The organism is Agathobaculum ammoniilyticum (genome assembly GCF_025567315.1).
Lineage (GTDB): Bacteria > Bacillota > Clostridia > Oscillospirales > Butyricicoccaceae > Agathobaculum > Agathobaculum ammoniilyticum.
This window is the reverse complement of record NZ_JAOQJE010000006.1, coordinates 175,587-201,010: the sequence shown is the minus strand read 5'-3', so window position 1 is coordinate 201,010 and position 25,424 is coordinate 175,587. Positions and strand designations below refer to the sequence as shown.

The window sequence follows — 25,424 nt, the reverse complement described above, 5'->3', positions numbered from 1 at the left end:
GGTATTCAGCCGCCGATGGTCGCTGTTGATCTGCTCATTTAACCCAGCGGATTGCAACTTTCCGGCGCTTACTTCATAGGAACGCATCCATGCTCTTTACTTGTCAAAGCTCATACTGCAGCCGCCTTTCATCGGCTTCCCCATAATCATTTTATAAATCCCCATGGGGAAGCCGATGAAAAAAGCGATTATTTATTCCAGTGCTTCTGGTAATCCAAATTCGCCCTTAAAAGCCCGTTTTCAATATGCCCCTTGACAAACGGGTCAACGTAAAATGTATAGTTACCCTGTTCATCAATATACGGGCGTAAGGCGTTCGAATGGATTATCGGTTGAAAGAAATGTACAACCCGTAGCATTGCCTGTTCGTCTCCATGTACAGCTTTTTTGACCGTATCATAGCTTAGAATCCGTTTCTCTTTTGCTTTACTCTTCACACGTTTCCCCAACAAACCATTCTCGGAGTTGTTTCATCGCTTTCCGTTTCTGGTAGCTTACTTTTTCTCTGGTCAGCTTCATACTTGAAGCTATCTCCTGATCTATTTGCTGTAGAAAATAGGAACGCAAGATAATCTCTCGCTGTGTTATCGAAAGCTGTTTTAGTGCGTCAGCAAGATCGCTGTCATAAACAGGCACGCAAATATCCCCAATTACAAATTCTGTGCCTGTCAGATGTATCACATTTACCGGTTGTGGAATGGCCTCAAAGAACAGCGCACCCGGAATATGGCATAGTGCATCTTTTCGTAAAAATCTGTACACTTCACTTGTCTGATTTTCGATTGCTTTCCAGCAATAGCTGATAAAGCGTTTCACCATAACATCCTGTGGCGTAAGCGACGTAAGCATTACACTCACCACCGATCATTTGTGAGCGCGACCGGGAGCAGGTGGAACAGGCCCTGCGCACGGCGCGGGAAAAGCATATAGAACTCAGCACACATTTCTGGCTGAAAAGCAAGAACGACCGTCAGATCTGGTGTCATCTGGTGGGGTGGACGGTTGAAGAGGAGTTTTTTGTGCTGTTCTCTGGGCTGTCTCCGGAGGTCCAGCTGTTTCAGCATATTGTCAGTGAATCGGCGGACAATATTTATGTGATCGATTCGGAAAACTACAACCTCCTGTATGCCAACAGCCTGAAATCCAGGGACGGGGCACAGAGCGCCTTCTCAGTTGGAAAATGCTATGAGGTGCTGCACGGCAGAACAGAGCCATGTGAGTTTTGCTCCCTGTATTCCAGTGCGGCCGCACAGCCGGAAGGTGCGGAGGCTTATGAGATGAATGGGAGGACCTATACCACGAGGACCCAGTCGATCGACTGGAATGGGAGACCGGCATACATCAAGTATGTACGCGATACGACGGAGGAGCTGAAAGAACGCAGGGCGAAGGAGCGGCTGGAGCAGTATTTCCAGACCGCGGTGAAATATCTTCCCGGCGGCATGGCTGTGATCCGACATGATGCGGAGGGGAACATCAAGCCGGAATATCTCTCAGAAGGCTTTTCAGAAATGCTGGATATGCCCCATGAGGATGCCTGGGCTATGTATCAGGAGAACGCCCTTGCCGGCGTGCATCCAGACGATCAGGCATTTGTTCAGGAGAATATGGAGCGCTGTATCAGTGAAAAGCGCGAGAAGTATGAGCTTGAGTATCGCTTGCAAAAAGGCAATGGGAAGTATATCTGGGTCAAAACCAAGGTATCTGTCATTCAGTGCGACGGCGACTGTGTAAGGGTTTATGCCGATTATCACGATGTGACCGCGGAAAAAAAGGTCAAGGAGCAGCTGCGCCAGCAGTATCAGGAGCAGATCTACCAGCACTACCAGTTGGCTGGGCCGGATGCCTTGATTCTTGGACACTGCGACATTACAAAAAATCAAATCCTTGAGATCGTGGACCACACAGACTCCGACCTTCTTTCCCTGTTTGGTTCAGAGCGGGAAAAATTTTTCACAGGACTGGGAACTCTGATTGTTGATCAAGAGGAGCGAAAAACATTTTACTCCAAATATCTGAATGAACCGGCTCAAAGGGCTTATGCTGCCGATAACAGAGAGATTGTCATGTCCTGCTTTATTGACCTCCCGAAGCAGCGCGCCGGAAGATATGTGCAATTCAAGGTGCTTTTAGTGGAGATGCCGGATACAGGAGATATTACTGGCATCCTAACTGTGACGGACGTCACGAAGAAGGCAATCCGAGATAAGATATTTTTAACGCTGTCTTCTACAAAGTATGATCTGGTAGCGGATGTGGATCTTCTCGCAGACCAATATGAGATCGTGAGCGGCGGAGATGACAATATCCCTGAAATGGCAGGATGTAATTCTGGGCGCATCCGGAAAGTCGTGGAAGAGACACTTGTGAAGGATTCTTGCGAAGAAGGATATGTGGAAAAGATGCTGGATCCCACCACGATGCTGGAACGGTTAAAGTCGCAGGGAAGCTACTCGTTCATCTTTTCTGTATGCAATGCTGCCGGTGAGATCCGAACGAAAAAAATGCACGTTTCAGCCATCGATCTGCGGCTCGGGCGGGTCTGCTTTATTCGGGCAGATGTAACGGATGTTGTAAATGCAGAGCGAAAGGCAAAGGAAGAACTTGAAAAAGCATTACGCGAAGCAGAAAACGCGAGCAAGGTGAAAAGTGATTTCCTCTCATCGATGAGCCATGATATCCGTACGCCCATGAATGCGATCGTTGGCATGACGACCTTAGCGCTTGCCAATCTGGATAACACGGACAAGCTGAGGGATTATTTGCACAAGATCTCCGTATCGTCCCAGCATTTGCTCAGCCTGATTAATGACATTCTGGATATGAGCCAGATCGAACAGTCTAAAATACAACTGAATCTTCAAACGATCCATATTGAGGAGCTGATCGGAAACATATCCTCTATTATGACCACTCAAGCCGAAAACATGGGTCTGTGCTTTAAAATTGAGACGGGCGTGTTTCGGCATATCAAATTTACCGGTGATGCACTGAGAATCAAGCAGATCTTGATCAATCTTCTGAGCAATGCGTTCAAGTTCACATGGGAGGGTGGCATGGTCATCTTCCGCGTTGAGGAGATCAATACAGAGAGCCATGGATGTGTACGCTACCGGTTCACAGTTCAGGATACCGGAATCGGCATCAGAGATGAATTCCTCAACCGGCTGTTTGAACCCTTTAACCGGAGCGAAAGGGTTTCCAAGGTAGAAGGGACCGGCCTGGGATTGAGCATCACCAAGGGCCTGGTTGATTTGATGGGCGGTACGATCCAAGTGGAAAGCAAATTGAGGAAAGGGACAAAGTTTGAAGTGGAGCTCGAATTTGCCGTTCCCGCCGAGCAGGAACAGCACCCTCAGGATGTGCCCGTTGAGGTGGGGCACGGCGACCTGTCCGGCTACCATTTCCTGCTTGTCGAGGATAACGAGATCAATTCCGAGATACTCGGGGAGTTGCTGCAGATGTGGGGCGCCACATTCACACTCAGGCGTGACGGCCTTCAGGCGGTCAACGAATTCAATCAGTCTGCGCCGGGAACCTACGACGCGATTTTTATGGACATACAGATGCCGGTGATGAATGGCTATAAGGCGACAAGAGAAATTCGAAGGCTCGATCATCCAGACGCTGCATCCATTCCCATTTTTGCAATGACGGCAAATGCGTTTGCTCAGGATGTGCGTGACGCTTTGGATGCCGGAATGAATGCGCACATCTCGAAGCCTGTGGAGATGGATCTGCTGTATAGTACAGTATCGAAATATTTGAAGAAGAAAAACGATCCATCTCATCGTTAAGAGCAAAACCATGTGCTTGTCTGACTGCTATGGAGCAGCAATCGTAAATTTCAGCGCTGTATCACTGTCAGAATAAACACAGCCAAAGGAAATGGACATCCCTCTCCTATGGTTCAGCCTGCAGAAAAGAGCCTGATGTTTCTCCTTCATGCCTTTCTCCTCCGGATCCTTTCGCCAGCAGGTTGGTTGACAGCTTCAGATGAAAAGGACCTGTCGAAGAATAGTTTTTTTAATAAAAGCAAATAAAAGTTACCGAGAAACCCAGAAGTTACTATTCTCGGTAACTTTTTATTTGCGCCATTTTTCTATCTTAGACTAAAATTTGCATTTTGCGATAGCCCTAGATTCTATAAGCTGTTGGACTCGCTCGCATTAACACATACTTAAATTGATGGAACACAAAATTGGTAAATATCGATTTCAACCGTCCCTTCCAAACGTCGAAACCTATCCGACAGCACAAACCGCAAATGCGGGATACATTGCCCGACACTTCGTAATGGTTGCTAAACAACAACCAATACACGGTTTCCCAGTTGCGTCTGGCCGTAGACAGCATTTTAGCTCAGACCCTCTTGGGTGCATTTACCTTGGGTGATTTACAGGTAACCGAAGAATTTGGTGGCGCATTTCAGGAAATTATGCAGGAAGTTTCTCAAGGGTCTTTTGGGGAGCGTTTTTGGCGTTGAATTTGGGTATGCTCGGCATGAAAATGGAGACACTGATCCAGACCGAAACAGTCAGTGAGAACATGGTCACCCTGCTGAAAAATTCTGTGCCCCAACGCCACCAGGCCGTACTGGATGTGGCGGATCAGCGCATAGCAGTACACTGGGAGGAGGCTCTTTCCAGCGATGGTCGTATGCCGAATATGGAACGTGATTTGTTCCAGTCCATCTACAACGTTGTGCTGAAAAGCTTTCACCAGAACGGCGGTGATGCGATGGCTGGCAATAGAGTTGCTTTTTGGAAAAGAAGTCACTGCAAAGACCGGGCAAGTATACGCAGAGTCTGTGGCTCTATTCCACATATTGAAGGGGGAAAATCCGGATTTCTTCGGTTGGCTGTCCATCCCAGACACCCTACTGGATTATCCGGTCATGTATACTCCATGCGACCCTGGGTACTATCTGCGCCGCGCTTTTGACGGTGATGAGAGCGTCAGCGGCGTGCCCTTTGTGGGTGCGGGTTACCAGCAAAACAGCCGCCATATCATCATCTATGGGCACAACATGAAAAACGGCAACTATGTTTACCCCACTCCTCCTGCTGTCTTACGCGGAACAGGATTTCTGGCAGGCGCATTCAACCATCACACTGGAAACTCTGGACGGCGGGCGCAGCTATCAGGTGGTGGGTGTGTTCTATTCGCAGGCATATCCCAAAGCCGAAACTGACGTGTTCCGCTTTTATCAGTGCAGTGACCTGCGCAAGCCGCAAGCCTTTGCGGACTACGTTGCGCAATGCGGAGTACATTGCTTACCTTGGCTACCCATACTCAGGAGGGAGGGTTTGTGGTTGTGACTTACTGTGAAGAAGAATAGAAAGAAGCAAACGGGGGCATTACAGGTTGCAGAATGTGTGTATTAGGACAAGACGGAAAAAGCGCGTTGAAGAAAGTTGTTTGCAGCGTCTCCACGCTTTATCAGCTTTAAATTTCTGTCAGCGGAAAGCACTGTTTCAAAACAAAAATCCCGCCTATCGGACACATGATCTTCGCGTTGTCTCTCGGCGAGCTTTGCTGCGCTTAGGGTATCACAATGCAAAATTCGTTGAACATCGTCAGCATTGATATAATCCATTTCGACAGGTCGTAATATAGTAGTGATTGTACTTTTCCCTGATCTGTTGGGACCTGCAAAAACAACAATCTCAGGTTTTTTCTTTTTTCCGTTCACTATATCGCCCTTTCCGCAATCGGTTTCCTACGAAAGTTCGTGTTCCATCTGCATGGATCATAAATATCTTGCCTGTTTTTTGATCAAATTGGGCAATAGGTTGTGAAAGGGCTTGCTTTTTCTTCAATTCCAGCTCCACGGCAAAGCGAGCCCCTTTCACAACCACAGAATCATCAGGAAGGAAATTATTTTTCCCGGGTTTGATTTTATGCACCTCTATATTAGAAAGTTACGCCTATTATTTCCCATTCTTTCTTTAGTAAACTGTGGTTATATATTTATACTATAGATTTACAGCTTATGAAACATCCAATATATAAAACGTTTACACATAGCATCTTGAATACTATCCGTAAGTTTTTTAATGAAGGGTAAATACCTTGACAGATCAGGCCGCAATTAAATAAATGCTGCCAAAAGAGACGGATTTCTCCAAACTGCTTGGAGAAACCGCCTCTTTTTCGTTTTAGAAAACCTTTCCACGGCCAAAGACTTATCGCCTATCCAGAAATCACAAGGGAATAGCAAAGGTTCACAGGCTTTTTTTGCGGCGCGGGTGGCATAGTAAATGGCGGAGGTGAAAAAAGTGCAGCAAAGCAAAGCGAAAAAAATCGCAATATCCTTGCTTTTGACCCTGATGATGCTGGTTACTGCACAGGCGGCGGAAATCACATCGGTAATCCCCATCGGCCACACCGTAGGCATCCAGATGAGCGCGGACGGCGTTCTGGTGGTGCGGCTGAACGATGTGCAGACAGCGGATGGAGCGGTCTGTCCCGCCCGTGACGCGGGCGTGTCGGAGGGCGACATGATCGTCAAAGTAAACGGCGCCGAGGTGGCGTCCAATGACGAAATGCAGAAGCAGATTGCCTTGTCGGCGGGGCAGCCGGTTGAACTGGAAATTTTGCGCAATGGCGAAACGCAAACGGTAACAGCGACTCCGCGCGCGGATACGGATGGTGTATACCGGATTGGCGTACTGGCGCGTGACAGCATGGCCGGTATCGGTACGCTGACCTACGTCGATCCGGAAACCGGCGCTTATGGCTCGCTCGGACACGGTATCTGCGACGGAGAAACAGGCGTGCTGATGCCCTTGAAAGAGGGTAGCGTCCTGTATTCTGTGGTAGGCTCGGTGCAGCGCGGCGAGGTTGGAGAACCGGGTGCGCTGCAGGGTGAATTCCAATCGGATGTGCCGCTCGGCACGGTAAATGAGAATACGGAAAGCGGCATTTTCGGTACGCTGACCGATAGTTCGCTGTATTCCTCTCTGGAATCCGTACCGGTGGCCGCGGCGGACGAAATAAAGGTGGGTGAGGCGGAAATCCTGGCCAATGTCGAGGGAGACAAGGTACAATCGTATTCTGTTCAGGTTGTCAAAATTTATCCGCAGGACGATGAATATGGGCGCGGGATGATGCTGCGCGTGACCGATCAGGCGCTGCTGGAAAAGACCGGCGGTATCGTACAGGGGATGAGCGGATCACCTGTTCTGCAGAATGGGAAGATCATCGGCGCGGTGACTCATGTGTAAGTAAGTATCATGATACCGATTAAAATTTTTATAGAAATACATAAAAGTGTTTCCTCAAAATTGCATATTTTAGATTAAAGAGACAAAATTCAGGCGAAAAGAAACAAAAAGGCATTTGGATATTACTCCAAATGCCTTTTTGCTAATATATATTTCCTGCTCGCGCAGGGTGCTGAACCGGTTATGTTTTTTCGGAGGGAAGCTCCTCAAACGGCGTTGTTTTCCTTGCCGGCGCCGGCGCGCGCTGGCCGAGGAACGAAGCGACCGCGCGGGTAATCACGCCGCCCGCGGCACAGCAGACGACCGCTTCGACCAAGCCCTGCATGCCGACCAGCAGCACCACGAACATCAGCGGATTTGCCGCGCCATTCGTCGCCACAATATTTTGGATATATTCGCAGTTATAGAACACCAGCACGATATACCCCATAAAGAACAGCGTATTGAGCAGCGGCGCGGACAGCGCGCCCGCAAAATAACTCCAGCCACCCTTTTTGTCCACACGCCGCAGCAGGCTAAACAGCAGGCCGACGAACCAGCCCATCAGGATGCGCATGGCGACGCACAGGATAAACGTATTGACCGGACTGACCTGGAAAAGCGCGCTCGTCATCGCGGAGCCTCCGGTCAGCGCGTCCTTAAAGCTCACCAGCCCGAACACGCCGCCGAGGATCGCACCCGCCACAGGCCCCATCGTCATCGCTCCGACCGCGATCGGCACGGTCAGGAACGACATGTACAGCGGCCCGACGGGAACGCTGCCCAACCCGATCAGCTTCATGACGATCTCGATTGCCGCCAGCAGGCCAAGCTGTGCCAGAACGCGCACATTGGTTGTTTTGTTCTTTTTCATATGTAATTTTCCTCCTGCTCCCGTCCCGCCCTTATCGTCGGGTACAGGGCTTATTTCGGCTTCTGCGGGTCAGGACCGGTTCCGCTTCCAGATCAGATGCAGGCCATCCAGCACAAGGCTTTGGTCGTATTCGAACGGCACGCGCATATACCGCGTGACCAGTGGCGCAATATCACCCGTCACGACCACATGGGGCGTTTGTCCCAGCGTTTCGGCAAAGCGTCCGACCATGCCATCCACCATGGCTGCCGCGCCGTATACCGCGCCCACGCGCATAGCATCGGCCGTGTTGCGCGCAAGGATTCCCTCGTCCCTCGCCTCGATCGCGACCGCGGGCAACTGCGCCGCCTGCTCCCGCAGAGCGGACAGGCTCAGGCGTACTCCCGCTGTAATAGCCGAACCGACCAGAGCGCCGGATTGATCCAGCACGGTAAACGTTGTCGCCGTGCCGAGGCAGACCACCACGCACGGCAGCTTCCCCTTTGCGCGCGCCGCAACCGCGCTCGCCACGCGGTCCGATCCAACCTGGCGCGGCTGCTCCGACCGGATATTAAGCCCTGTTTTGACGCCGCTCGATACCTCGATCACATCGGTCACGCCAAGCAGGCGCAGCGCGTCCTCGAGCACCGTGACCATGCTCGGCACGACCGAGCTGACCACGGCGCCGCGGATGCGGCCGACAGGTACGCTGTACAGCCCGAAAACCTGCTGCAGCTTGCAGGCGTAATCATCCCGTGTCCACTTGGGCTCGGTCGCGATGGAAGCGGCAAAGAGCTGCTCGTCTTCCTCATAACCGCCAAGCAAAACATGGCTGTTCCCTGCATTAACTGCAATCAGCATATCGGCCCCTCTTTCCCTGCATATTGCCAACGCCATTATACGGCATCCGGACATACTTTGCAAGCACTTATTGGGGCAGCATGAACGGAGCCGCCAAAAGCATCCAGAGCGCCGCGTATTTGGGGCATACCTGCCCTTGGATATTGCCGCGTTCGCGCGAATAATCCCATACGCCCATCCGGTACTTCCGGTTGACCGTGCAGCCGACGACGTATTCCGCCGCCGTGATGCACGCCGCGCCACACAGACACCTTGCCAGCGGCTTTTCCGCCCGCACCCGTGGACGCAGCCGGTTCAGCCCTACCAGTACCGCGCCGCCGGTGAGCGCCATCGTCCAGTGCGTGTAGCCGCGCCACAGAATTTCGAGCGCGGAATACCCACTTGCTCCTAAAAGGAACAGTCCGGCTGTTTGCTGCTTCATCTCTCATCACCGGACTTATTATGTCATATCCCGACGCCGTTATGCCTGCTCGGACGCACAAACCGCCAGCGCCGCGGCAAAATTTCCGGCAACGATCCTGGCCGCGCCGCACAGCATCAGATTGAGCGGCAGACCAAAATTTTCCACCGCAAAGCCCTCCGCATCTTTTTCCCCGATTTTCTCCCGCATCGCGCGCCCATCGGACACATACCCGTAAATCTGTTTTCCCTTTGCATGGGCGTAGCCGACCTCAAAGCAGGTGCCGCTGTCCGGCTCGGCACCACGGAACGGGTTCAGGTTCGCGATCACGATGTCGGCCTGATCGATCAGCCCACAGTTGCCGGCAAAAATATCCTGCGCGTTATCCGCCTCGTTGTCAAACGGGTACAGCCCTGCGAAGCCCTTTTCCGCACACATCATTTTCATTTTTGCGCCGCGCTGTCTTGCATCCGGCGCAAAAACATCAAAACCGGCAAGATATATCTTTTTCATATTTGCATGCCCTCCCTGTTATGCGTTGCACACAAAAAAGGGATGCCATCTCCGCGGCATCCCTTCCTGTCGTTTGTTACAGTCTCGCTTCCAGCTCCTTGCGGCGCTCCTCAAAGCCCGGCTTACCAAGCAGGGCGAACATATTTTTCTTATACGCCTCAACGCCCGGCTGATTGAACGGGTTGACGCCAAGCAGGTAACCGGAAATACCGCACGCCTTTTCAAAGAAATAGACCAGATAACCGAAATGCCATGCGTCCGCCCGATCGATCTCAACGATGATATTCGGCGTGCCGCCATCCATATGCGCCATCAGCGTACCCTGATAGGCCTTGGAGTTGACGAACTGCACGCTCTTGCCCGCCAAGTAATTCAGCCCGTCGATATCCTCCGCCGTTTCCTCAATATAGCTTTCCGAGCGCGGCTCGCGCACCCAGACAACCGTTTCAAACATCATGCGCGCGCCGTCCTGAATGAACTGGCCGATCGAGTGCAGATCGGTCGAGAAGTTGGCCGACGTTGCGAACAGGCCCTTGTGGTCCTTGCCTTCGGACTCATCGAACAGCTGCTTGAACCATTCGCCGAGCATGACAAGCGCGGGCTCGTAGTTGACCAAAATCTCCATGCTTTTGCCTTTCTGATGCAGGATGCTGCGCAGCGCCGCGTATTGCGCGCAGGCATGCTCCGTGCCATCCGCAAAATTCCGGCGCGCCTCGGCCGCGCCGGCCATCGCCGCGTCGATATCCACGCCCGCGGCGGCCATCGGCAACAGGCCAACCGCCGTCAGCACAGAGAAACGGCCGCCGACATCGTCCGGCACAACAAAGGTCTCATACCCTTCGTCGTCCGCCAGCTTTTTCAGCGCGCCGCGCGCCTTGTCCGTTGTGGCAAAGATGCGCTCCTTCGCGCCTTCCCTGCCGTACTTCTCCTCAATCAGCTTTTTGAAAATACGGAACGCGATCGCAGGCTCGGTCGTCGTGCCGGATTTGGAGATCACGTTGATCCCAAAATCGCGGTTTCCGATGATTTTGACAATATCGTTCAGGTAGGAGGAGGAAATGTTATTGCCGACAAAGTATACCTCCGGTATCCCCTCCGGACGCACACCGTTGTACATCTGCCCGTTCACAAATTCGATCGCCGCGCGCGCGCCCAGGTAAGAGCCGCCGATACCGATTACGACCAGCACCTCGCAGGTCTGCTGGATCTTTTTCGCAGCCTGCTTGATGCGCGCGAATTCCTCTTTATCATAGGCCTCGGGCAGATCAACCCAGCCCAGAAAATCATTTCCTGCGCCCGAGCCGGCATGCAGCACATCCTGCGCCGCCTGCACCAGCGGGGTCATCTGCGAAATCTCTTCCTCTCCCACGAAGCCTTTCAGCCCTGTCAGCTTGAGTTCCATTGCCATGATTCATTTCCCTTTCCGGTTCATTATAACCCTTTTCCAATAGTATACCAATAATCTCAGCGCCTGGCAAGGTTTTTGTTAATATTCTACAAATATTTTGTCCCTTCGAGCAATTTCATGCAACATTTTCCCCACCATTCCCGCCATGCAGCCGCAGAAAAGCCGTTCCCTGAAAAGAGGAACGGCTTTTGCAATTAATAAATCGGGAAATTGGCGCAAATATCGCATACGTTGCGGCGAATCTCATTCGCCTTATTTTCAAAATCAGTGGCAGTCTGCCAGATGAACTCCGCGATGTGGAGCATTTCCGGCTCGCCAAAGCCGCGGGAGGTGACCGCCGGCGTACCCACGCGCTGGCCGGAGGTAACGAACGGGCTTTCTGGATCGTTCGGGATGGCGTTCTTGTTCGCGGTGATATATACCTCGTCCAGACGGTGCTGTAGCTCCTTGCCGGTCACGCCGGTCTTGCGCAGGTCGATCAGCATGAGGTGATTGTCCGTACCGCCGGAAACCAAGTCAAAGCCCTGCTTCATCAGCGCGTCCGCCAGCACCCTGGCGTTGGTAACAACGCGCTTCTGATACGCCTTAAATTCCGGCTTGAGCGCTTCGCCGAAGCAAACCGCCTTGGCTGCGATCACATGCTCCAGCGGGCCGCCCTGCGTACCCGGGAAAATCGCCTTGTTGAATTTCTTGCCCAGCTCCTCATTGTTTGAGAGGATGACGCCGCCGCGCGGCCCACGCAGCGTCTTATGGGTCGTGGTGGTGACCACGTCCGCGTACGGCAGCGGGTTCATATGCAGGCCGGCCGCCACCAGGCCCGCGATGTGTGCCATATCTACAAAGAGGTATGCGCCTACTTCATGCGCGATCTCCGCAAACTTGGCAAAGTCGATCGCGCGCGGATAGGCCGAGGCGCCCGCAATAATCATCTTGGGCTTTTCCTTTTTGGCCAGGTCGCGCAGCGCATCGTAATCGATATAACCGTTTTCATCCACGCCATACGGCACGATATGGTACAGCAGGCCGGACTGGTTCACCGGCGAGCCATGGGTCAGGTGGCCGCCGTTGTCCAAGCTCATGCCCAGCACGGTGTCGCCCGGCTGGCACAGCGCCTGATAAACCGCCATATTCGCCTGCGCGCCCGAATGGGGCTGCACGTTAGCGTACTTCGCGCCGAAAATTTCACAAACACGTTTGATCGCAAGGTTTTCAACCTCGTCCACACATTCGCAGCCGCCGTAATATCGCTTGCCTGGGTAGCCCTCCGCATATTTGTTGGTCAGCACCGAGCCCATCGCGGCCATAACAGCCTCACTGACAATATTCTCCGAAGCGATCAGCTCGATATTGCGTGCCTGACGGTCGTATTCCGCCTGCATCATCTTGCCCAGCTCAGGATCATACGCTTTCACAAATTCCATTGCCTCGCGAACCATATTTCAACCTCCATCAACGTGCTATAAATTCTGTATCTCCATTAAACCACATTTTTCATCTTACGGCTACTGGCAAACAGATAGATTTTGCCCTGTTTTAGCACTTTTTTATGTTAAAAATGTAAAATGCCGACAAAACTCTTGCTTTTTCGTACAAATATGCTATGATATTAATACTTACGTCGTCAGGAGAGAAAGACATGACAAAAAAAGAACGCGCCGCCGCGGTGACCGAGCTGCTCAAGGAGGTTTATCCGGACGCTGTCTGCGCGCTGCACTATACCCATGATTACGAGCTGCTGTTCGCCACACGCCTGTCCGCCCAATGTACGGACGCCCGCGTCAATATCGTGACCGAAACTCTGTTCCGACAGTTCCCCACCCTGCAGAGCTTCTCCGAAGCGCCGGAGGAGGAGATCGCGGAGGCGATCAAAACCTGCGGCCTGTTCCGCACCAAGGCGCGTGACCTGAAAGCCTGCGCCATCATGTTGCTGAGCGAATATGACGGCAAAGTGCCAGATAACATGGAAGATTTGCTTCGTCTCCCCGGCGTGGGGCGCAAGACCGCCAACCTGATTCTCGGCGATATCTTCGGCAAGCCCGCTATCGTGGCCGATACGCATTGTATCCGTTTGTCCAACCGGCTCGGCTTTGTCAAAAACGAAAAGGACCCCGTCAAGGTGGAGAACGCGCTGCGCAAGCTGATCTCCCCTGCGGAATCCTCGGACTTTTGCCACCGGCTTGTTTTGTTCGGGCGCGAGCACTGCACCGCGCGCAGCCCCAAATGCTCCGGCTGCCCGCTCGGCGCGGTCTGCCCCTCTTATCCGGTCACAAAATAAGGAAGAAGCTGCTCCACAGGGGGCAGCTTCTCTTTTTAATGCTATTGTCTTGCCGCAGGCAGCGCCGGCCGCAGCGTCAGGCACCGCCGCACTCATTTCTCCGCGCTCCAGGCGCCTTCCTCCACCGCTTCCAGCAGGCACGTCTCGCTGTCAAGCTGGCGGCCCGCAAAGCAGTCTTTGTTGTTCTCGTAGATCAGGCGCAGCCCCTCCAGCGTCAGGTTGGGGTCCACCTCGTCGATCAGGCCGCAGTATTCCGCCATCATGCGGCCCATGCCGCCGGTCGCAACCACGCGCGCATTACCACCCAGCTCCTCTTGGATATCTGTAATGATGCCGGCCAGCGCGCCCACATATCCGCGCACCGCGCCCGACTGCATGGACTGCACCGTGGTTTTCCCGATCGCCTTTTCCGGCCGCTCGATATCCACGCGCGGCAGCTTGGACGCCTTGAGAAACAGCGCTTCCATCGCCACCTTGATGCCGGGGAAAATCGCGCCGCCCTGATATGCGCCGTTCCCGTCGATCGCGTCAAAGGTGGTCGCGGTGCCGATATCCACGATGATCAGCGGCTTCCCGTACTTTCTGACCGCGGACACCGCATTGACCAGGCGGTCCGCGCCTACCTCGCGCGGATTGGTGTAGCGGTTCTCAATCCCGATATCCACATCCCGCCCGGCGATGACCGGCTGCACATGCAGATATTTGCGGATGGCGTTGATCAGCGTATACATCACCGGCGGCACGACCGAGGCGATGATGACTGCATCGGTCTGGGTGCGGTCCAGCCCGTGAAAATGATAATATTGGGAAATCTGCATGCCAAGCTCGTCCGATGTCCGCTCCGCGTTGGTGGAGATGCGGAACGAACCCCGCAGCCTGTCCCCGTCATATAATCCAAACACCATATTGGTGTTGCCTACGTCAATGGTCAAAAGCATACCGTTTCCCCTTATTGTCTGAATTTATCGCGCCGGATCAGCCCGCCGTCCTCATCGAGCAGCGTAACTGCGCGAAGCTGTGCATTTTCAATCGTCAGGCGCGCATAACTTGCCGGACCGCCGCGCGGCAGGCTGATGCTGCCTGGGTTGCAGACCAGCACACCGTCTATCCGCTCCAGCAGCATGCGGTGGGTGTGACCGTATAGCGCCACCAAACAGCCCTCTTCCCGTGCCCGCTGCGGCAGGATGCCGCAGGCCAGCATGGATACCCGCTCCTTATGCCCGTGCGTGATATAGATTGGCAGGTTGTCCGGCGTGATTACCGCATACTGCGCAACGTCCGGCTTATAATCGTTATTGCCGCGCACCCGATAGACCGGCAGCATCGGGAAAAGCCGCTCCAGCTCCCGCGCGTCGTCCGCATAGTCGCCCAGGTGGATGACCGCGTCCGGCTTCTCCCGCTCGACCGCTGCGGCCATAGCGATATTCCGTCCATGTGAATCGGCAAAAACCAATATATTCAACGTGTTTTCGCCCCTTTCGCCGCGACACATATAGCAGTATTTTACACCGGCGCGGCCCACTTGTAAACCCACTGCATCACATTTTTCCATTTGCCGCATATACTGGCAGTAACGAAACCAGGAAAGGGATGGGAACTATGCCCGATCAAAATGAAATTTTACGCCGCCTTGCAGAGCAAGCCGGCAACCCCCAGGCGGTCGATCAGCTCCGCACGGCGCTGAACACGCCGGACGGAAAGAAGGCCGCGCAGATCATTTCCGCCCAGCACGCGGCCGATCTGGAGCGCGCCGCGCAGGCCGCGCAGCGCGGCGATATGCGGGAGGCGGCGATGCTCGCGCAAAAGCTCATGCAGTCGCATGAGGGTACTACGCTCGCGGCGCAGCTCAAAAAGCTGTTCCAGAAATAAGGAGGTACCCGCATGGACAACGATATGCTGTCCTCCCTGCTGAACGATCCTGATGCGCTACAGAACGCAATGAAAACCGTTTCCGATATGCTGGGAAGCCCCCAGCAGCCGGCCGGCGCCCCTGCCAGCAAGGATTACGACCCCTCCGCGGAGCTGATGGAGCGCGCGCTGCCGGTCATCAGCACCATCCTCCAAAGCGGGCAGGGCGCGGTCAAACCGGAAAAGCGCGTCCTGCTCAACGCGGTAAAGCCCTTTGTCACGGACGAGGTTGCCGGGCAGTTCGACCATGCGATGCGGCTGGTCAGCATAGCGCGCATCGCGCGCACTGTGCTGGGACAGCTGGGCCAATCCGGCGGCACCTCCTCCGACGACGGCACTCAATCACTCTGAACCAGAAAGGAAGCGAAGCCGCTTGTATAACCGCTATCTCGCCGCTGCGGAAGCCGACGACGCCCCGCCGCTACATAAAGAGCCGCCGTCCGGTCAGACCCCCGCAGACCGGAGCCGCAGCGGAGCCAGTTCGCAGACGGCGTCCGTGTTTACCGACCTGTCGCGCGGCCTGTCCGGACGCCTGCAAAACATCAAGCTCGACATGGACACCATCATCGTACTCGTCATCGTCTGGTTCCTTTTGAAAGACGGAGAGGAGATCGATTGGGAGCAGCTTCTCCTGATCGGCGCCCTGCTTATCCTGGGTATCTGACACATAGGTCAGATACCCTTTTTCCTGCGCGGCTTTGGCTCCGGCAGCGCCGCACAGGTCTGCCGCACCAACTCGGCCATGCGCGCGCGGTCGTCCAGCTCCTCGACATAGAGGAGGCGCGCGCCCTCGTGCGGCTCCACGATACGCGCTTCGGGCAGCAATGCCCGCCCCGCGTCCGTGATTTTCAGGCACAGCATATCGTCCTCGACCGTGGCGAAAAACTTTCCGTCGCACCACAGGCCGAATTCACCGAACATACGCTTCCAGGTGATCGTCCCCGCACCGGAAAGCTGGTCGCATACATAATTTACAAATTCCAGGCTGGATGCCATGTTATCTCCCTTTCAGGCGTCCCTCCGCGGCGTTGGACAGCGCGGCGTATTCCGCAAGGCTGAGCCGCTCGCCGCGCACACGCGCGTCCAGCCCTACCGATTGGATCAGCTCTGTGATCTCCTCCTTGCCCATTGCGCTGCCGAGCACCGGTCCCAGCGCGTTGACCAGCGTTTTCCGGCGCATGTTGAACGCCGCCCGCACAAGTGCGAAATACAGCTTTTCATTGCGCACTGCGACCGGCGGCTGGGTGCGCGGCGTTAGTTGTATTACTGCGGAATCCACCTTGGGCTTCGGCACGAAACAATCCGCCGGCACGTCGAACAGCAGCGCGGCCTCCGCATGATACTGCACATAAATGGAAAACGCAGAATACGCCGCCGTACCCGGCGCGGCGCAGATGCGCTGCGCAACCTCTTTCTGTACCATGACGGTGATCTTTTGGAAGGCTCCGCTTTCCAGCAGGGCTGTGATGGCCGGCGTAGTGATGTAATATGGCAGATTGGCGCAGGCCACTGCCTGAGCCTCGCCAAATTTTTCCCGACACAGCGCGGCCAGGTCAATCTGAAGCACATCGCCCTGCACGACCTCGAAATTATCATATCCCGCCAGCGTCTCCCCCAACACGGGCAGCAGCGCGCGGTCAAGCTCGACCGCGACCACTCTGTCCGCCCTGCGGCACAGCTCGGCGGTCAGACAGCCCATGCCCGGGCCAATTTCGACCGCGTTCCCCGTTTCCCCCGCACCGCTCATTTCCGCAATCCGGCGCGGCACGGTTTCATCCGTCAGGAAGTTTTGTCCCAGCGACTTGGAAAAGCGGAAGCCATGCCGTCCCAAAACCGCCCGTATGGTATCAATGTCACAAAGGTTCATTGCGCACACCCCACTATCTGTTATTCCTGCGCTATTCCCGTTTCCCAGCCGCTTTCAGCAGCGCTGGAGCGCCTCATATATAAAATCGGATAGGGATTCCCCTGCTCGTCGTGGTTCTTCCGCTCATAGACCACAAAGCCCAGATGCTCGTAAAATCCCCTTGCCTGTGGATTCTGCTCGTTTACTCCTACCGTTTCAATACCATACCGCTCCACCCCATACTCTATCAAGCTTTTCCCCCAGCCTTGTCCCCTTTGCTCTGGTGCAACGAACAGCATTTCCAGATTTCGTTCCTCTATGCCCATAAACGCAACAGGCACGCCATCCCTGTTTTCCAAAACGACTAAATGTGGAACCACCCGCAGTGCTTGTGGAACATATTGTTTGATCTTCTCAATTTCCTCAGCGGACAAAAACAAATGGGTCTGTTTGACCGCACCTTCCCACACCGTTAAAAGCTGCCTTATCAGCGCCTGCGGTCGGCTTTCAGGCTCCATGATTCTCATTTTATCACTCCGTCCAACAAAAAGGCCGACGGCAGAACGCCGCCGGCTTTTTTATTTTTAATGTCTCAATTCATTTCAAACTGCCCTTTTTAAGCAGCTTATTCCTCACCCTCGATCAGGCCATAACCGCCTGCGGCGCGCTTGTATACGACCGCATGGATATTATCGTTATCCGCATTGCGGAAAAAATAAAACTGATGGTCGAGCAGGTTCATCTGCAGGATCGCCTCGTCCACGCTCATGGGCTTGACCTCAAAGCGCTTGCGGCGCACGATATCGAAATCCTCCTCGGAAAGCGCAGCCTGCTGCTCGGCGATCTTATCGAACGCACCCTCGCGCAGGCGCTTTTCCAGGCGGGTCTTATGCTTGCGGATCTGCCGCTCAATGCTGCTGACCGCACCGTCGACCGAGGCGAACATATCGGTTGTCGTCTCCTCGGCGCGGACGACCAGACCTGTCTGGCGCACCGTAATTTCTACCGTCTGTTTGCCGCGCAGCTCGCTGAAAGTCAGCGTGGTATCTGAATCCTGATGGAAGTACCGATCCAGCTTCTCGACTTTGCGCAGCGCATACTGGCGCAGGTCGTCATCGATTTTCATTTTTCTCTCGACGATGGTGAACTTCATAACATCATCTCCTATCGGGCGGGTTGCCCAAGATACTTATGGGAATTTGCTATAATTAGTATACCACGTCTTAGGTGAAATTGTCCAATAGATTTTACACAAATTCACAAACTGTTCAGCATTTTCCCCAACGCGGTCACAATTCCCCTTCCGCGTGTCGGGTCACATGGCAGGAAATGTTCACCACGCAGGGCAGGCCCGCGATATGCGTGCCGAACGGCTCGATCGCGCAGGAAAGCGCGGTCACCGTTCCGCCAAGCCCCTGGGGACCCACGCCGGACGCATTGACCTTATCCAGCACTGCCCGCTCCATTTCCGCGTACATCGGGTCTTCGTTCCGCCGGTCCACCGGCCGGAGCAGGGCGCGCTTTGCCAAGTACGCCGCCTTGTCCGAGGTGCCGCCCAGCCCCACGCCGATTACGATCGGCGGGCAGGGGTTGGACCCTGCGCGGATGCATGCGTCCGCGATAAAATCCACAATCTGCTCCCTGGTCGCGGCCGGCGTAAACATTTTCATCGCGCTCATATTCTCCGATCCAAAGCCCTTCGGGGCGACCGTAATCTTGATCTTATCCCCCGCCACGATTGAAGTATACAGCACACAGGGGGTATTATCGTTGGTATTCTCACGCCGCAGCGGGTCTCCGACCACGGAAAGCCGCAGATACCCGTCGATATACCCACGGCGCACCCCCTCCGTGACCGCGTCCTCAAACGCCCCGCCGGTCAGGTGTACTTCCTGTCCCACCTCCGCGAACACAATCGCCATGCCAGTGTCCTGGCAGACCGGCACATCATTCCGCCTTGCCAGATCGCAGTTTGCGAGCATCTCCCCGAAAATTTCTTTCCCCAGCGGGGACTGTTCCGCTTTCTGCCCACGGACGAAAGCCTGCCGCAGATCCGCGGGCAGATAGTAATTCGCTTCCATGCAGAGCCGACGCACCAGCCACGTGACTTCCGAAACATCGATCGTTCTCATACCGTCCTCCTGTATTCCGGCGCGCCGTTGATGAACACGGCCTGCACCTGGCTTGTAAAATCCAGCGGTTCCCCGCTCCACAGGACGCAGTCCGCGTCCATCCCCGTGCGGAGCATTCCGATCCGTTGCTCCATGCCCGCAATGCGCGCCGGAACGGTTGTCACCGCGCGGAGCGCGTCCGTCCTGTCCATCCCCTCCCGCACAGCCAGCAACAGCGCCACGGGCAGCAGGCGGAGAGGTATCTCGGGATGGTCCACGGTAATCGCAGTCTCAATCCCCGCCCTGCACAGCAGGGCCGGCGCCTCGTCCGTCAGGTTCCTGAGCTCGGGCTTGGAGCGGTCGGTCATATACGGCCCGCAAACGACCGGCACCTGCTCCCCTGCCAAAAGGTCGGCGACCAGATGCGCCTCCGTACCGTGGATAATCACGGCTTTCAGGCCGAACTCCCCGGCAATCCGCAGCGCGGTAAAAATATCGTCCGCGCGGTGCGCATGGAAGTGCGCCTCCGCTTCGCCCCGCAGCAGCGGCAGCAACGCCTCCAGCTTGATATCGTAGTCCGGCTTGTCCTCCTCCGGCTCTTTTTCCGCGCGCTCCATCCGCAACAGGTATTCCCTTGCTTTGTAAAGCTGCTCGCGGATGAGCGCCGCGGTCGCCATGCGGGTAACCGGCGCTTCATCCTTGTCGTGATAGACCGACTTGGGGTTCTCACCCAGCGCAAACTTGATCGCGAGCGGCGCTTTGAGCACCATATCGTCGATGCGCCGGCCGGCCGTCTTGAGCAGCGCGATCTGCCCGCCGATCGGGTTGGCGCTGCCTGGGCTGACCGCGACCGTTGTCACCCCCGCCTCGACAGCTTCGCGGAAGCCACGGTCCAATGGGTTTACCCCATCGATCGCGCGCAGGTGCGGCGTAACGGGGTCGGTATCCTCGTTCCCGTCCGCGCCCTCAAAGCCCAGCCCGTCTTCATACAGACCGAGGTGGGAATGAATGTCGATCAGACCGGGTGTCACCACGCCGCCGCGCCCGTCAACCACCTGACCGCAGGCGGGCGGCTCGTCCGTTCCCATCGACACAATCTTCCCGTTTTTCATCCAAATCCATCCGAAAAAACGCGGATTCGATTCATCCATCGTCAGAAACGTGCAGTTTTTCAGAAGTATTTCTTCCATTTCCGTCCTTTCCCTCAAAAAAGCAATTGACATTTATTGTAAATTATGCTATATTGATTATGGCAGTTGAGAGAACTGCCATGCACCGTTCATATCTTTATCCCCACAATCCTACTTTTGGCGCCCTTTCGCAGGAAAGGGCGCGTTTTTTTGCCCTGCGGAATAAAAACAAAACCGAGGTCGCCCTCGGTTTTATGTGTTTATCGGCGGCGGCGCGATCCGTTTTTGCGGTCGGTCGCATGGCGCACGTCGGCCTGCCGGCTCTCGCTGTCGGACATGAACGCCTTGAGCTTATCCTCAAAGCTCATGGTCGCGGGGTCCTTGGGCGGCTGCGGCGTTCTGCCGCGCGGCGCCTGGCTGGAACGCTGCTGGAACCGCGGCTGCCGTGGCGCGGCGCCGCCGGCGCGTTCCGGACGTGACTCCTGCGGCTGTGCCTTTTTGATGGACAAATTGATGCGGCCCGCCTGGTCGATATTAATGATTTTCACCTTGACCTGCTGGCCTTCCTGCAGAAAGTCCTTGATGTCGCTGACAAAGCTCGCCGCAACCTCGGAGATATGCACCATGCCCGACTTCCCTTCGGGCAGGGCGACAAACGCGCCGAACTTCGTGATACCGGTCACTTTACCCTCTACGATCGCTCCCACTGCCAAATCCATATAAATTGTTTTGCCTCCGTTATTTGTTTCCCTTTTACCTGCTGGATGTGTCCACAAAGACACGTTCTCCCGGTTCTGCATAGCTGAGCTCGGTACGGGCGATCTCGCTGATGTCTGCTTCCGAAATGCCGTTCTGCATCTCCTGCCGGAGCGCTTCATTTGCAGCCTCGTATTCCTCGACACGCATATTGAGCGAATCCAGCTCCGCACGTTTATCCGCAATTTGTGCATGCAGGCTGATGATTGTCACCACGGCATACAGCAAAAAGGCCAGCATCAGGATTTTGACCCAGACCGGCGCTTTGCGCTTGGACATTCGGACACCTCGCTCCATCTTCCCTTGGCCCAGACTAATTCGAGTTTTATTTTATACCTTTCCTGCGAAAAATGGAAGAGGGTTTCGCAAACTTTTTTGTAAAAGAGCGAATTTTTTCCGGTAAACCAGCTTTACCCGCAAGCCCGCGCGCCTTTTCCCCCGCTGTGACGAACAGGCCGCACAGCCGCGCGGCCAAATCCAGCACAAGCCGCAGCGCCCCCTGCACCAGCCCGCTGAGCAGAAAAAAATAAATTCCCGCGCCGACGCACGCCCCCGCAAGTACATACCAGCGGCTCTGCCCCATCGCAAAAACCAGGCTGAATTCGAAAAAAGCCGCCAGCAGGACCAGCCAGAACACAAGGTCATACAATGCGGTAGCCAGGCGCCCGGCCGAAAAATACACCCGAAACGCCCGCAGAATATCATAAAAAAGCCCCAGGGACGCGCCCAGTAAAATACTTTGCAGCCCCAGCAGGAACTGTGCCTGCATCGGTACCGTCATGCCGCGTTCACCCGCCGAACAGACGGCTGAAAAAACCGCCGCGCGGCTGTACGCTGTCGTCATATTCCAGGCAGCCAACCTCGCCCTCCACAATCAGCTCGCCTGCTTCCAGCTGCAACCGCTCGACATGCAGGCCCTGCCCCCGCACGACCAGCATCCCGCGCACGGTCTCCAGCAATACCTGGTCCTCGTCAAAGCTCTGCACATCCACCACGCCGGAGATCGAAAGCTTCTCCCTGCCCTCCAGAATAACGGTATGCGGCATTTCCCTGTTGCGTTCGTCGGCTGCCATATGCAGTCCCTCCCTCTCATAAAAAACATCCCGCTCCCTTCACTATATGAAGGGGCGGGATGTTTTTATTACGGGATTTCCCGATACATCGCGGCCGCATCCGCTTTCAGCGCGTGCTCCGCGATCTCGAGTACTTCGACTTTCATCGTGCGCTGTCCGAACGCAATCTCGATAACATCGCCTGTTTTCACCTGGTAGGATGCCTTTGCCGGTTTGCCGTTCACTGTGATCCGCGCCGCGTCGCAGGCGTCGTTCGCTACCGTTCGGCGCTTGATCAGTCGGGAAACCTTGAGATATTTATCCAGCCTCACGGTTACTTCGTGTCCACCTTATCCTTGAGCGCCTTGCCGGGCTTGAATACCGGAATGGTCGCGGCCGCGATTTCGATCGCCTCGCCGGTGCGCGGGTTGTGACCCGTGCGCGCAGCGCGCACCTTGGTCTCAAACGTACCGAAGCCGCTCATCTGCAGCTTATCTCCCTGCGCCATCACATCGCCCATCGCGGCGAAGACAGCGTCGATCGTCTTTTCTGTATCCTTTTTGGAGAGGCCGGTTTTTTCCGCAACCAGCGTGACGAATTCGCTTTTTTTCATGCTTATACCTCCGTTTATACCTTTTCTTTTGATCTATTCCAAAGCGAGTCCATTTCTGCCAGCGACAAGTCGGACAGCACTTTGTTCTCTTCTTTTGCCTGCCGTTCCATAAAACCGAACCGATGGATGAACTTGTCGCAGGTCTTTTCCACCGCGCGCTCGGCGTCCACCTTTTTATGGCGCGCCACATTGACGACCGCGAACAGCAGGTCGCCCAGTTCCTCCTCGATATCGCCGTCGCCTGCGAGCGCCCGCCGTACCTCGGCAAGCTCCTCCTCGACCTTTTCCAGCGCTCCGTCCGCCCCATCCCAGTCGAACCCCACCTTAGCGGCCTTCTTCTGGATTTTTTCCGCGCGGATCAGACCCGGCAGGCTTTTGGCCACGCTGGCAAGCGCGGAGGTATCGGTTTCCTGGTGCTTCTCCTTGCGCTTGAGGTCGTCCCAATTGCTCAGGATCTCCTCCGAGGAGCCCACCTTGACATCACCGAAAATATGCGGATGGCGGTAAATCAGCTTTTTGCAGATGCCGTCCGCCACATCATTGATGTCAAACACGCCCTTTTCCTTTTCCATCTGCGTGTGAAAAACGACCTGCAGCAATACGTCGCCCAGCTCTTCCTTCAGGTGTTCGGTATCCTCCTCGTCGATCGCCTCACAGACCTCATAGGTCTCCTCAATAAAATTGCGGCGGATCGACCGGTGATCCTGTTCCCGATCCCACATGCATCCGTCCGGCGCGCGGAGTATTTCCATGATCCGCAACAGATCGTTAAAATTATACTGCTCTTTCTTTTGAAAATCAACCATTTTCTACACTTCCTGTCATTTTAAACGCAAAAGGTTGGCAATTTTTTCCCCTTTTGGCAGAAGCTGCACATCCTCGCGGTCAACCGCGTGCAACGCCAGCAGCAAAACGCCGTATACCGCCACCGCTACAAGGATCGACACGAGCGTGCTCAGCTTATCCACTGCCGAACCCGGCGCCGCGCCAAGCGCCCGCGTCAGCACGGTAAAGCAGATATAAGTCGCCGCCCCCATGCCAGCCGTTGCGGCAAGCGGCCTGCCCACGGTTTTGCCCAGCGGGGGCAGCGCATGGGACAGCCTTGCGATGTGGAACAGATTCAGCAGCGCAATCAGCCAGTAGCACACGGCCGTACTGATCGGCGCTCCCGCGATACCGAACCGCGGATCCCCGATCAGATAATAATCCCCGAACATTTTGACCAGCGCGCCGAGGAACATCGAAACCAGCGGCAGGTCAATCCGCCCGAACGCCTGCAGGGTAGCGTTTGTGATCGCGACCAGCGCCACAGCGGGTACGGCAAAGCCTAAAATCGCCATCAGCCGGCCTCCGGTTTCCGTCCCCGAATGGTAGAGCAGCCGCAGGATCGGCTCGGATAGAACGAGGAACCCTGTGCCTGCCGGCAAAGTGATGATCATGGTCAGCCGCAGCGAAGTGGAAAGCGTTTTGGACACTTTGGTAAAATTCTGCGCCGCGCGCGCGCTGGCAATCGTCGGCAGCACGCTGACCGCCAGCGCCGTGATCAGCGTCTGCGGCAGGTTGAAGAAATTGATGGCCTGGCCGGTGTAAATGCCGTAGGTCGCCATCGCCTGCTTGGCCGTCATCCCCACCGCTGGGCTTTGCAGCCGCGCGGAAATCAGCGCAACGTCGATCAGGTCGGTCAGGCTCATGACCGCCGAACTGATCGTAATGGGGATGGACAGGGAAAGCAAAACCTTCGCCAGTTCCCCCGCAGGACGCACCGCATCGTTCAAAATGCGCACGGGCGTCGCTCTGCGGCGCGTTACCGCCGCCTGCGCCAGCATATACGCCGCCGCCACGACCTCGCCCAGCGTTACGCCCAGCACGGTCATTGCCGCTACCACCGGATCGCTGTAGCCCTGCCCCATCGCATAGTAGGCAAGGCCAAGGCCAACAAACAGCTTACCCATCGCCTCAATGACTTGGGAAACCGCTGTCGGCACCATATTGGACCGCCCCTGGTAATAACCGCGAAACACGGAAAGGATGGCCACCATCAGCACGCTCGGCGCGATCGCCATAACGGCAAGCCGCGCATCTGCGCTTTTGATCCATTCCGCAAACGTACCCGCGCCAAAAAACAGCGCGACCGAACACAGCGCGCCGACCGGCACAAAAATGCTACCCGCGACGCGAACGATACGCCGCACCTCATGCTCGCGCCCGCAGGCCGTAGCCTCCGCCACCATCTTGGACAGCGCCGCCGGCAGGCCGACCGTCGAAATCATCAGCATCGCGGTGTATATCCGGTAAGCCGCGCTGAACATGCCAAACGCTGGGGATTCCTCCCCGCCGATCAGGTTTTGGAGCGGTATCTGGAAAAACGCGCCGATCACCTTGACGATCAGGCTCGCCGCCATCAGGATGACCGCGCCCTGCACAAAATTCTGTTTTTTTCGCTGCAAACGCTACACGCCCTTTGTCTTTTCTTATTGTACGGTATGGCAG

General features: G+C 55.4%; 33 protein-coding genes. 8 read left to right on the top strand and 25 right to left on the bottom strand.

Features of this window, described 5'->3' with window-relative positions:
- Positions 1-188: 188 nt before the first annotated feature.
- A complete protein-coding gene (locus tag OCV66_RS15620; RefSeq protein ID WP_147574161.1) occupies positions 189-437 on the bottom strand; it encodes a helix-turn-helix domain-containing protein in 249 nt (82 codons plus the stop codon).
- Complete coding sequence (locus OCV66_RS08885) at positions 427-849, bottom strand: sigma factor-like helix-turn-helix DNA-binding protein (protein ID WP_147574160.1); 423 nt, start codon at positions 847-849, stop codon at positions 427-429. Before OCV66_RS08885 ends, OCV66_RS15620 begins: the two co-directional genes overlap by 11 nt.
- 41 nt (positions 850-890) lie before the next feature.
- On the opposite strand from OCV66_RS08885, the gene OCV66_RS08880 reads away from it, so the two are divergent.
- The 3 genes from OCV66_RS08880 (at position 891) to OCV66_RS08870 (ending at position 5,321) form a co-directional block, all read left to right on the top strand.
- The gene (locus OCV66_RS08880; RefSeq protein ID WP_147574159.1) at positions 891-3,797 is read left to right on the top strand and encodes a PAS domain-containing sensor histidine kinase; all 2,907 of its coding nucleotides are present in this window, start codon (positions 891-893) and stop codon (positions 3,795-3,797) included.
- A gap of 679 nt (positions 3,798-4,476) precedes the next feature.
- Positions 4,477-4,944: a hypothetical protein gene (locus tag OCV66_RS08875; RefSeq protein ID WP_147574158.1), complete on the top strand. Its 468-nt coding sequence runs from the start codon at positions 4,477-4,479 to the stop codon at positions 4,942-4,944.
- A 101-nt stretch (positions 4,945-5,045) separates the two neighbouring features.
- Positions 5,046-5,321 (top strand): sortase family protein, encoded by a 276-nt coding sequence (locus OCV66_RS08870; RefSeq protein WP_147574157.1) that lies wholly within the window; start codon positions 5,046-5,048, stop codon positions 5,319-5,321.
- Positions 5,322-5,669: 348 nt separating this feature from the next.
- Here OCV66_RS08870 and OCV66_RS08865 read toward each other — a convergent pair whose 3' ends face one another.
- On the bottom strand, positions 5,670-5,834 hold the full coding sequence (locus OCV66_RS08865) for a hypothetical protein (protein WP_262564286.1): 165 nt from the start codon (positions 5,832-5,834) through the stop codon (positions 5,670-5,672).
- Between the two features lie 447 nt (positions 5,835-6,281).
- On the opposite strand from OCV66_RS08865, the gene spoIVB reads away from it, so the two are divergent.
- Entirely contained in the window at positions 6,282-7,229 is a 948-nt protein-coding gene (gene spoIVB, locus OCV66_RS08860; RefSeq protein ID WP_159068210.1) for a SpoIVB peptidase, read from the top strand.
- A gap of 181 nt (positions 7,230-7,410) precedes the next feature.
- Here the strand turns inward: spoIVB and OCV66_RS08855 are convergent, their stop codons facing one another.
- The 6 genes from OCV66_RS08855 to glyA form a co-directional block, all read right to left on the bottom strand.
- Positions 7,411-8,082 (bottom strand): ECF transporter S component, encoded by a 672-nt coding sequence (locus OCV66_RS08855; RefSeq protein WP_147574156.1) that lies wholly within the window; start codon positions 8,080-8,082, stop codon positions 7,411-7,413.
- Between the two features lie 69 nt (positions 8,083-8,151).
- The gene (locus OCV66_RS08850; RefSeq protein ID WP_054327355.1) at positions 8,152-8,922 is read right to left on the bottom strand and encodes a type III pantothenate kinase; all 771 of its coding nucleotides are present in this window, start codon (positions 8,920-8,922) and stop codon (positions 8,152-8,154) included.
- A gap of 67 nt (positions 8,923-8,989) precedes the next feature.
- The gene (locus OCV66_RS08845; protein ID WP_054327354.1) at positions 8,990-9,343 is read right to left on the bottom strand and encodes a putative ABC transporter permease; all 354 of its coding nucleotides are present in this window, start codon (positions 9,341-9,343) and stop codon (positions 8,990-8,992) included.
- 39 nt (positions 9,344-9,382) lie between these two features.
- Entirely contained in the window at positions 9,383-9,835 is a 453-nt protein-coding gene (locus OCV66_RS08840) for a nucleoside 2-deoxyribosyltransferase (RefSeq protein WP_054327353.1), read from the bottom strand.
- A 76-nt stretch (positions 9,836-9,911) separates the two neighbouring features.
- Complete coding sequence (locus OCV66_RS08835; protein ID WP_054327352.1) at positions 9,912-11,243, bottom strand: glucose-6-phosphate isomerase; 1,332 nt, start codon at positions 11,241-11,243, stop codon at positions 9,912-9,914.
- A 194-nt stretch (positions 11,244-11,437) separates the two neighbouring features.
- Positions 11,438-12,679, bottom strand: a complete 1,242-nt coding sequence (gene glyA / locus OCV66_RS08830; protein WP_054327351.1) for a serine hydroxymethyltransferase — start codon at positions 12,677-12,679, stop codon at positions 11,438-11,440.
- Between the two features lie 200 nt (positions 12,680-12,879).
- Here glyA and nth point away from each other — a divergent pair, with 200 nt between their 5' ends.
- Entirely contained in the window at positions 12,880-13,518 is a 639-nt protein-coding gene (gene nth / locus OCV66_RS08825; RefSeq protein ID WP_054327350.1) for an endonuclease III, read from the top strand.
- Between the two features lie 92 nt (positions 13,519-13,610).
- Here the strand turns inward: nth and OCV66_RS08820 are convergent, their stop codons facing one another.
- Together OCV66_RS08820 and OCV66_RS08815 are read right to left on the bottom strand one after the other, a co-directional pair.
- Positions 13,611-14,456 carry a type III pantothenate kinase gene (locus tag OCV66_RS08820; RefSeq protein ID WP_054327349.1) on the bottom strand — a complete coding sequence of 282 codons (846 nt, stop codon included), beginning with the start codon at positions 14,454-14,456 and terminating at the stop codon, positions 13,611-13,613.
- Between the two features lie 11 nt (positions 14,457-14,467).
- Positions 14,468-14,980 carry a YfcE family phosphodiesterase gene (locus OCV66_RS08815; protein ID WP_161804745.1) on the bottom strand — a complete coding sequence of 171 codons (513 nt, stop codon included), beginning with the start codon at positions 14,978-14,980 and terminating at the stop codon, positions 14,468-14,470.
- A gap of 137 nt (positions 14,981-15,117) precedes the next feature.
- On the opposite strand from OCV66_RS08815, the gene OCV66_RS08810 reads away from it, so the two are divergent.
- The 3 genes from OCV66_RS08810 to OCV66_RS08800 are packed head-to-tail and all read left to right on the top strand — an operon-like array spanning position 15,118 to position 16,090.
- Positions 15,118-15,387, top strand: a complete 270-nt coding sequence (locus OCV66_RS08810) for a hypothetical protein (RefSeq protein WP_054327347.1) — start codon at positions 15,118-15,120, stop codon at positions 15,385-15,387.
- Positions 15,388-15,399: 12 nt separating this feature from the next.
- Positions 15,400-15,777, top strand: a complete 378-nt coding sequence (locus tag OCV66_RS08805) for a hypothetical protein (protein WP_054327346.1) — start codon at positions 15,400-15,402, stop codon at positions 15,775-15,777.
- Positions 15,778-15,799: 22 nt separating this feature from the next.
- Positions 15,800-16,090, top strand: a complete 291-nt coding sequence (locus tag OCV66_RS08800) for a hypothetical protein (RefSeq protein WP_054327345.1) — start codon at positions 15,800-15,802, stop codon at positions 16,088-16,090.
- 8 nt (positions 16,091-16,098) lie between these two features.
- Here OCV66_RS08800 and OCV66_RS08795 read toward each other — a convergent pair whose 3' ends face one another.
- From OCV66_RS08795 to OCV66_RS08730, 14 genes are all read right to left on the bottom strand, one after another.
- Complete coding sequence (locus tag OCV66_RS08795; protein ID WP_054327344.1) at positions 16,099-16,422, bottom strand: TfoX/Sxy family protein; 324 nt, start codon at positions 16,420-16,422, stop codon at positions 16,099-16,101.
- A 1-nt stretch (position 16,423) separates the two neighbouring features.
- Positions 16,424-17,293, bottom strand: coding sequence for a 16S rRNA (adenine(1518)-N(6)/adenine(1519)-N(6))-dimethyltransferase RsmA (gene rsmA, locus OCV66_RS08790; RefSeq protein WP_054327343.1), 870 nt, complete (start codon positions 17,291-17,293; stop codon positions 16,424-16,426).
- A gap of 20 nt (positions 17,294-17,313) precedes the next feature.
- Positions 17,314-17,799, bottom strand: a complete 486-nt coding sequence (locus tag OCV66_RS08785) for a GNAT family N-acetyltransferase (RefSeq protein ID WP_054327342.1) — start codon at positions 17,797-17,799, stop codon at positions 17,314-17,316.
- Positions 17,800-17,897: 98 nt separating this feature from the next.
- Positions 17,898-18,425 carry a ribosome hibernation-promoting factor, HPF/YfiA family gene (gene hpf / locus OCV66_RS08780; protein WP_054327341.1) on the bottom strand — a complete coding sequence of 176 codons (528 nt, stop codon included), beginning with the start codon at positions 18,423-18,425 and terminating at the stop codon, positions 17,898-17,900.
- Between the two features lie 136 nt (positions 18,426-18,561).
- Positions 18,562-19,404, bottom strand: coding sequence for a fumarate hydratase (locus OCV66_RS08775; RefSeq protein WP_054327340.1), 843 nt, complete (start codon positions 19,402-19,404; stop codon positions 18,562-18,564).
- The gene (locus OCV66_RS08770) at positions 19,401-20,573 is read right to left on the bottom strand and encodes an amidohydrolase (RefSeq protein WP_147574155.1); all 1,173 of its coding nucleotides are present in this window, start codon (positions 20,571-20,573) and stop codon (positions 19,401-19,403) included. The genes OCV66_RS08775 and OCV66_RS08770 overlap by 4 nt, the downstream gene beginning before the upstream one ends.
- Before the next feature lie 200 nt (positions 20,574-20,773).
- A complete protein-coding gene (locus OCV66_RS08765; protein WP_054327339.1) occupies positions 20,774-21,232 on the bottom strand; it encodes a S1 RNA-binding domain-containing protein in 459 nt (152 codons plus the stop codon).
- A 34-nt stretch (positions 21,233-21,266) separates the two neighbouring features.
- Positions 21,267-21,548, bottom strand: coding sequence for an FtsB family cell division protein (locus OCV66_RS08760; protein ID WP_054327338.1), 282 nt, complete (start codon positions 21,546-21,548; stop codon positions 21,267-21,269).
- Between the two features lie 46 nt (positions 21,549-21,594).
- The gene (gene yabQ, locus OCV66_RS08755) at positions 21,595-22,050 is read right to left on the bottom strand and encodes a spore cortex biosynthesis protein YabQ (RefSeq protein WP_159068208.1); all 456 of its coding nucleotides are present in this window, start codon (positions 22,048-22,050) and stop codon (positions 21,595-21,597) included.
- Positions 22,051-22,057: 7 nt separating this feature from the next.
- Positions 22,058-22,342, bottom strand: a complete 285-nt coding sequence (yabP, locus tag OCV66_RS08750; RefSeq protein ID WP_054327336.1) for a sporulation protein YabP — start codon at positions 22,340-22,342, stop codon at positions 22,058-22,060.
- A 68-nt stretch (positions 22,343-22,410) separates the two neighbouring features.
- Positions 22,411-22,653, bottom strand: a complete 243-nt coding sequence (locus OCV66_RS08745) for an RNA-binding S4 domain-containing protein (protein ID WP_054327335.1) — start codon at positions 22,651-22,653, stop codon at positions 22,411-22,413.
- 2 nt (positions 22,654-22,655) lie between these two features.
- Positions 22,656-22,934 (bottom strand): HU family DNA-binding protein, encoded by a 279-nt coding sequence (locus OCV66_RS08740; protein ID WP_107632014.1) that lies wholly within the window; start codon positions 22,932-22,934, stop codon positions 22,656-22,658.
- Positions 22,935-22,948: 14 nt separating this feature from the next.
- Positions 22,949-23,740, bottom strand: a complete 792-nt coding sequence (mazG, locus tag OCV66_RS08735; RefSeq protein ID WP_054327334.1) for a nucleoside triphosphate pyrophosphohydrolase — start codon at positions 23,738-23,740, stop codon at positions 22,949-22,951.
- 15 nt (positions 23,741-23,755) lie between these two features.
- Positions 23,756-25,381: a putative polysaccharide biosynthesis protein gene (locus tag OCV66_RS08730; RefSeq protein WP_107632013.1), complete on the bottom strand. Its 1,626-nt coding sequence runs from the start codon at positions 25,379-25,381 to the stop codon at positions 23,756-23,758.
- Positions 25,382-25,424 lie beyond the last annotated feature (43 nt).

Coding starts and splice junctions, on each gene's coding strand:
- OCV66_RS08885 (WP_147574160.1), bottom strand. CDS start 849: ATGCTTACGTCGCTTACGCCACAGGATGTTATGGTGAAACGCTTTATC.
- OCV66_RS08870 (WP_147574157.1), top strand. CDS start 5,046: ATGTTTACCCCACTCCTCCTGCTGTCTTACGCGGAACAGGATTTCTGG.
- OCV66_RS08855 (WP_147574156.1), bottom strand. CDS start 8,082: ATGAAAAAGAACAAAACAACCAATGTGCGCGTTCTGGCACAGCTTGGC.
- OCV66_RS08850 (WP_054327355.1), bottom strand. CDS start 8,922: ATGCTGATTGCAGTTAATGCAGGGAACAGCCATGTTTTGCTTGGCGGT.
- OCV66_RS08845 (WP_054327354.1), bottom strand. CDS start 9,343: ATGAAGCAGCAAACAGCCGGACTGTTCCTTTTAGGAGCAAGTGGGTAT.
- OCV66_RS08840 (WP_054327353.1), bottom strand. CDS start 9,835: ATGAAAAAGATATATCTTGCCGGTTTTGATGTTTTTGCGCCGGATGCA.
- OCV66_RS08835 (WP_054327352.1), bottom strand. CDS start 11,243: ATGGCAATGGAACTCAAGCTGACAGGGCTGAAAGGCTTCGTGGGAGAG.
- glyA (WP_054327351.1), bottom strand. CDS start 12,679: ATGGTTCGCGAGGCAATGGAATTTGTGAAAGCGTATGATCCTGAGCTG.
- nth (WP_054327350.1), top strand. CDS start 12,880: ATGACAAAAAAAGAACGCGCCGCCGCGGTGACCGAGCTGCTCAAGGAG.
- OCV66_RS08820 (WP_054327349.1), bottom strand. CDS start 14,456: ATGCTTTTGACCATTGACGTAGGCAACACCAATATGGTGTTTGGATTA.
- OCV66_RS08810 (WP_054327347.1), top strand. CDS start 15,118: ATGCCCGATCAAAATGAAATTTTACGCCGCCTTGCAGAGCAAGCCGGC.
- OCV66_RS08805 (WP_054327346.1), top strand. CDS start 15,400: ATGGACAACGATATGCTGTCCTCCCTGCTGAACGATCCTGATGCGCTA.
- OCV66_RS08795 (WP_054327344.1), bottom strand. CDS start 16,422: ATGGCATCCAGCCTGGAATTTGTAAATTATGTATGCGACCAGCTTTCC.
- rsmA (WP_054327343.1), bottom strand. CDS start 17,293: ATGAACCTTTGTGACATTGATACCATACGGGCGGTTTTGGGACGGCAT.
- OCV66_RS08785 (WP_054327342.1), bottom strand. CDS start 17,799: ATGAGAATCATGGAGCCTGAAAGCCGACCGCAGGCGCTGATAAGGCAG.
- hpf (WP_054327341.1), bottom strand. CDS start 18,425: ATGAAGTTCACCATCGTCGAGAGAAAAATGAAAATCGATGACGACCTG.
- OCV66_RS08775 (WP_054327340.1), bottom strand. CDS start 19,404: ATGAGAACGATCGATGTTTCGGAAGTCACGTGGCTGGTGCGTCGGCTC.
- OCV66_RS08770 (WP_147574155.1), bottom strand. CDS start 20,573: ATGGAAGAAATACTTCTGAAAAACTGCACGTTTCTGACGATGGATGAA.
- OCV66_RS08765 (WP_054327339.1), bottom strand. CDS start 21,232: ATGGATTTGGCAGTGGGAGCGATCGTAGAGGGTAAAGTGACCGGTATC.
- OCV66_RS08760 (WP_054327338.1), bottom strand. CDS start 21,548: ATGTCCAAGCGCAAAGCGCCGGTCTGGGTCAAAATCCTGATGCTGGCC.
- yabQ (WP_159068208.1), bottom strand. CDS start 22,050: ATGACGGTACCGATGCAGGCACAGTTCCTGCTGGGGCTGCAAAGTATT.
- yabP (WP_054327336.1), bottom strand. CDS start 22,342: ATGGCAGCCGACGAACGCAACAGGGAAATGCCGCATACCGTTATTCTG.
- OCV66_RS08740 (WP_107632014.1), bottom strand. CDS start 22,934: ATGAAAAAAAGCGAATTCGTCACGCTGGTTGCGGAAAAAACCGGCCTC.
- mazG (WP_054327334.1), bottom strand. CDS start 23,740: ATGGTTGATTTTCAAAAGAAAGAGCAGTATAATTTTAACGATCTGTTG.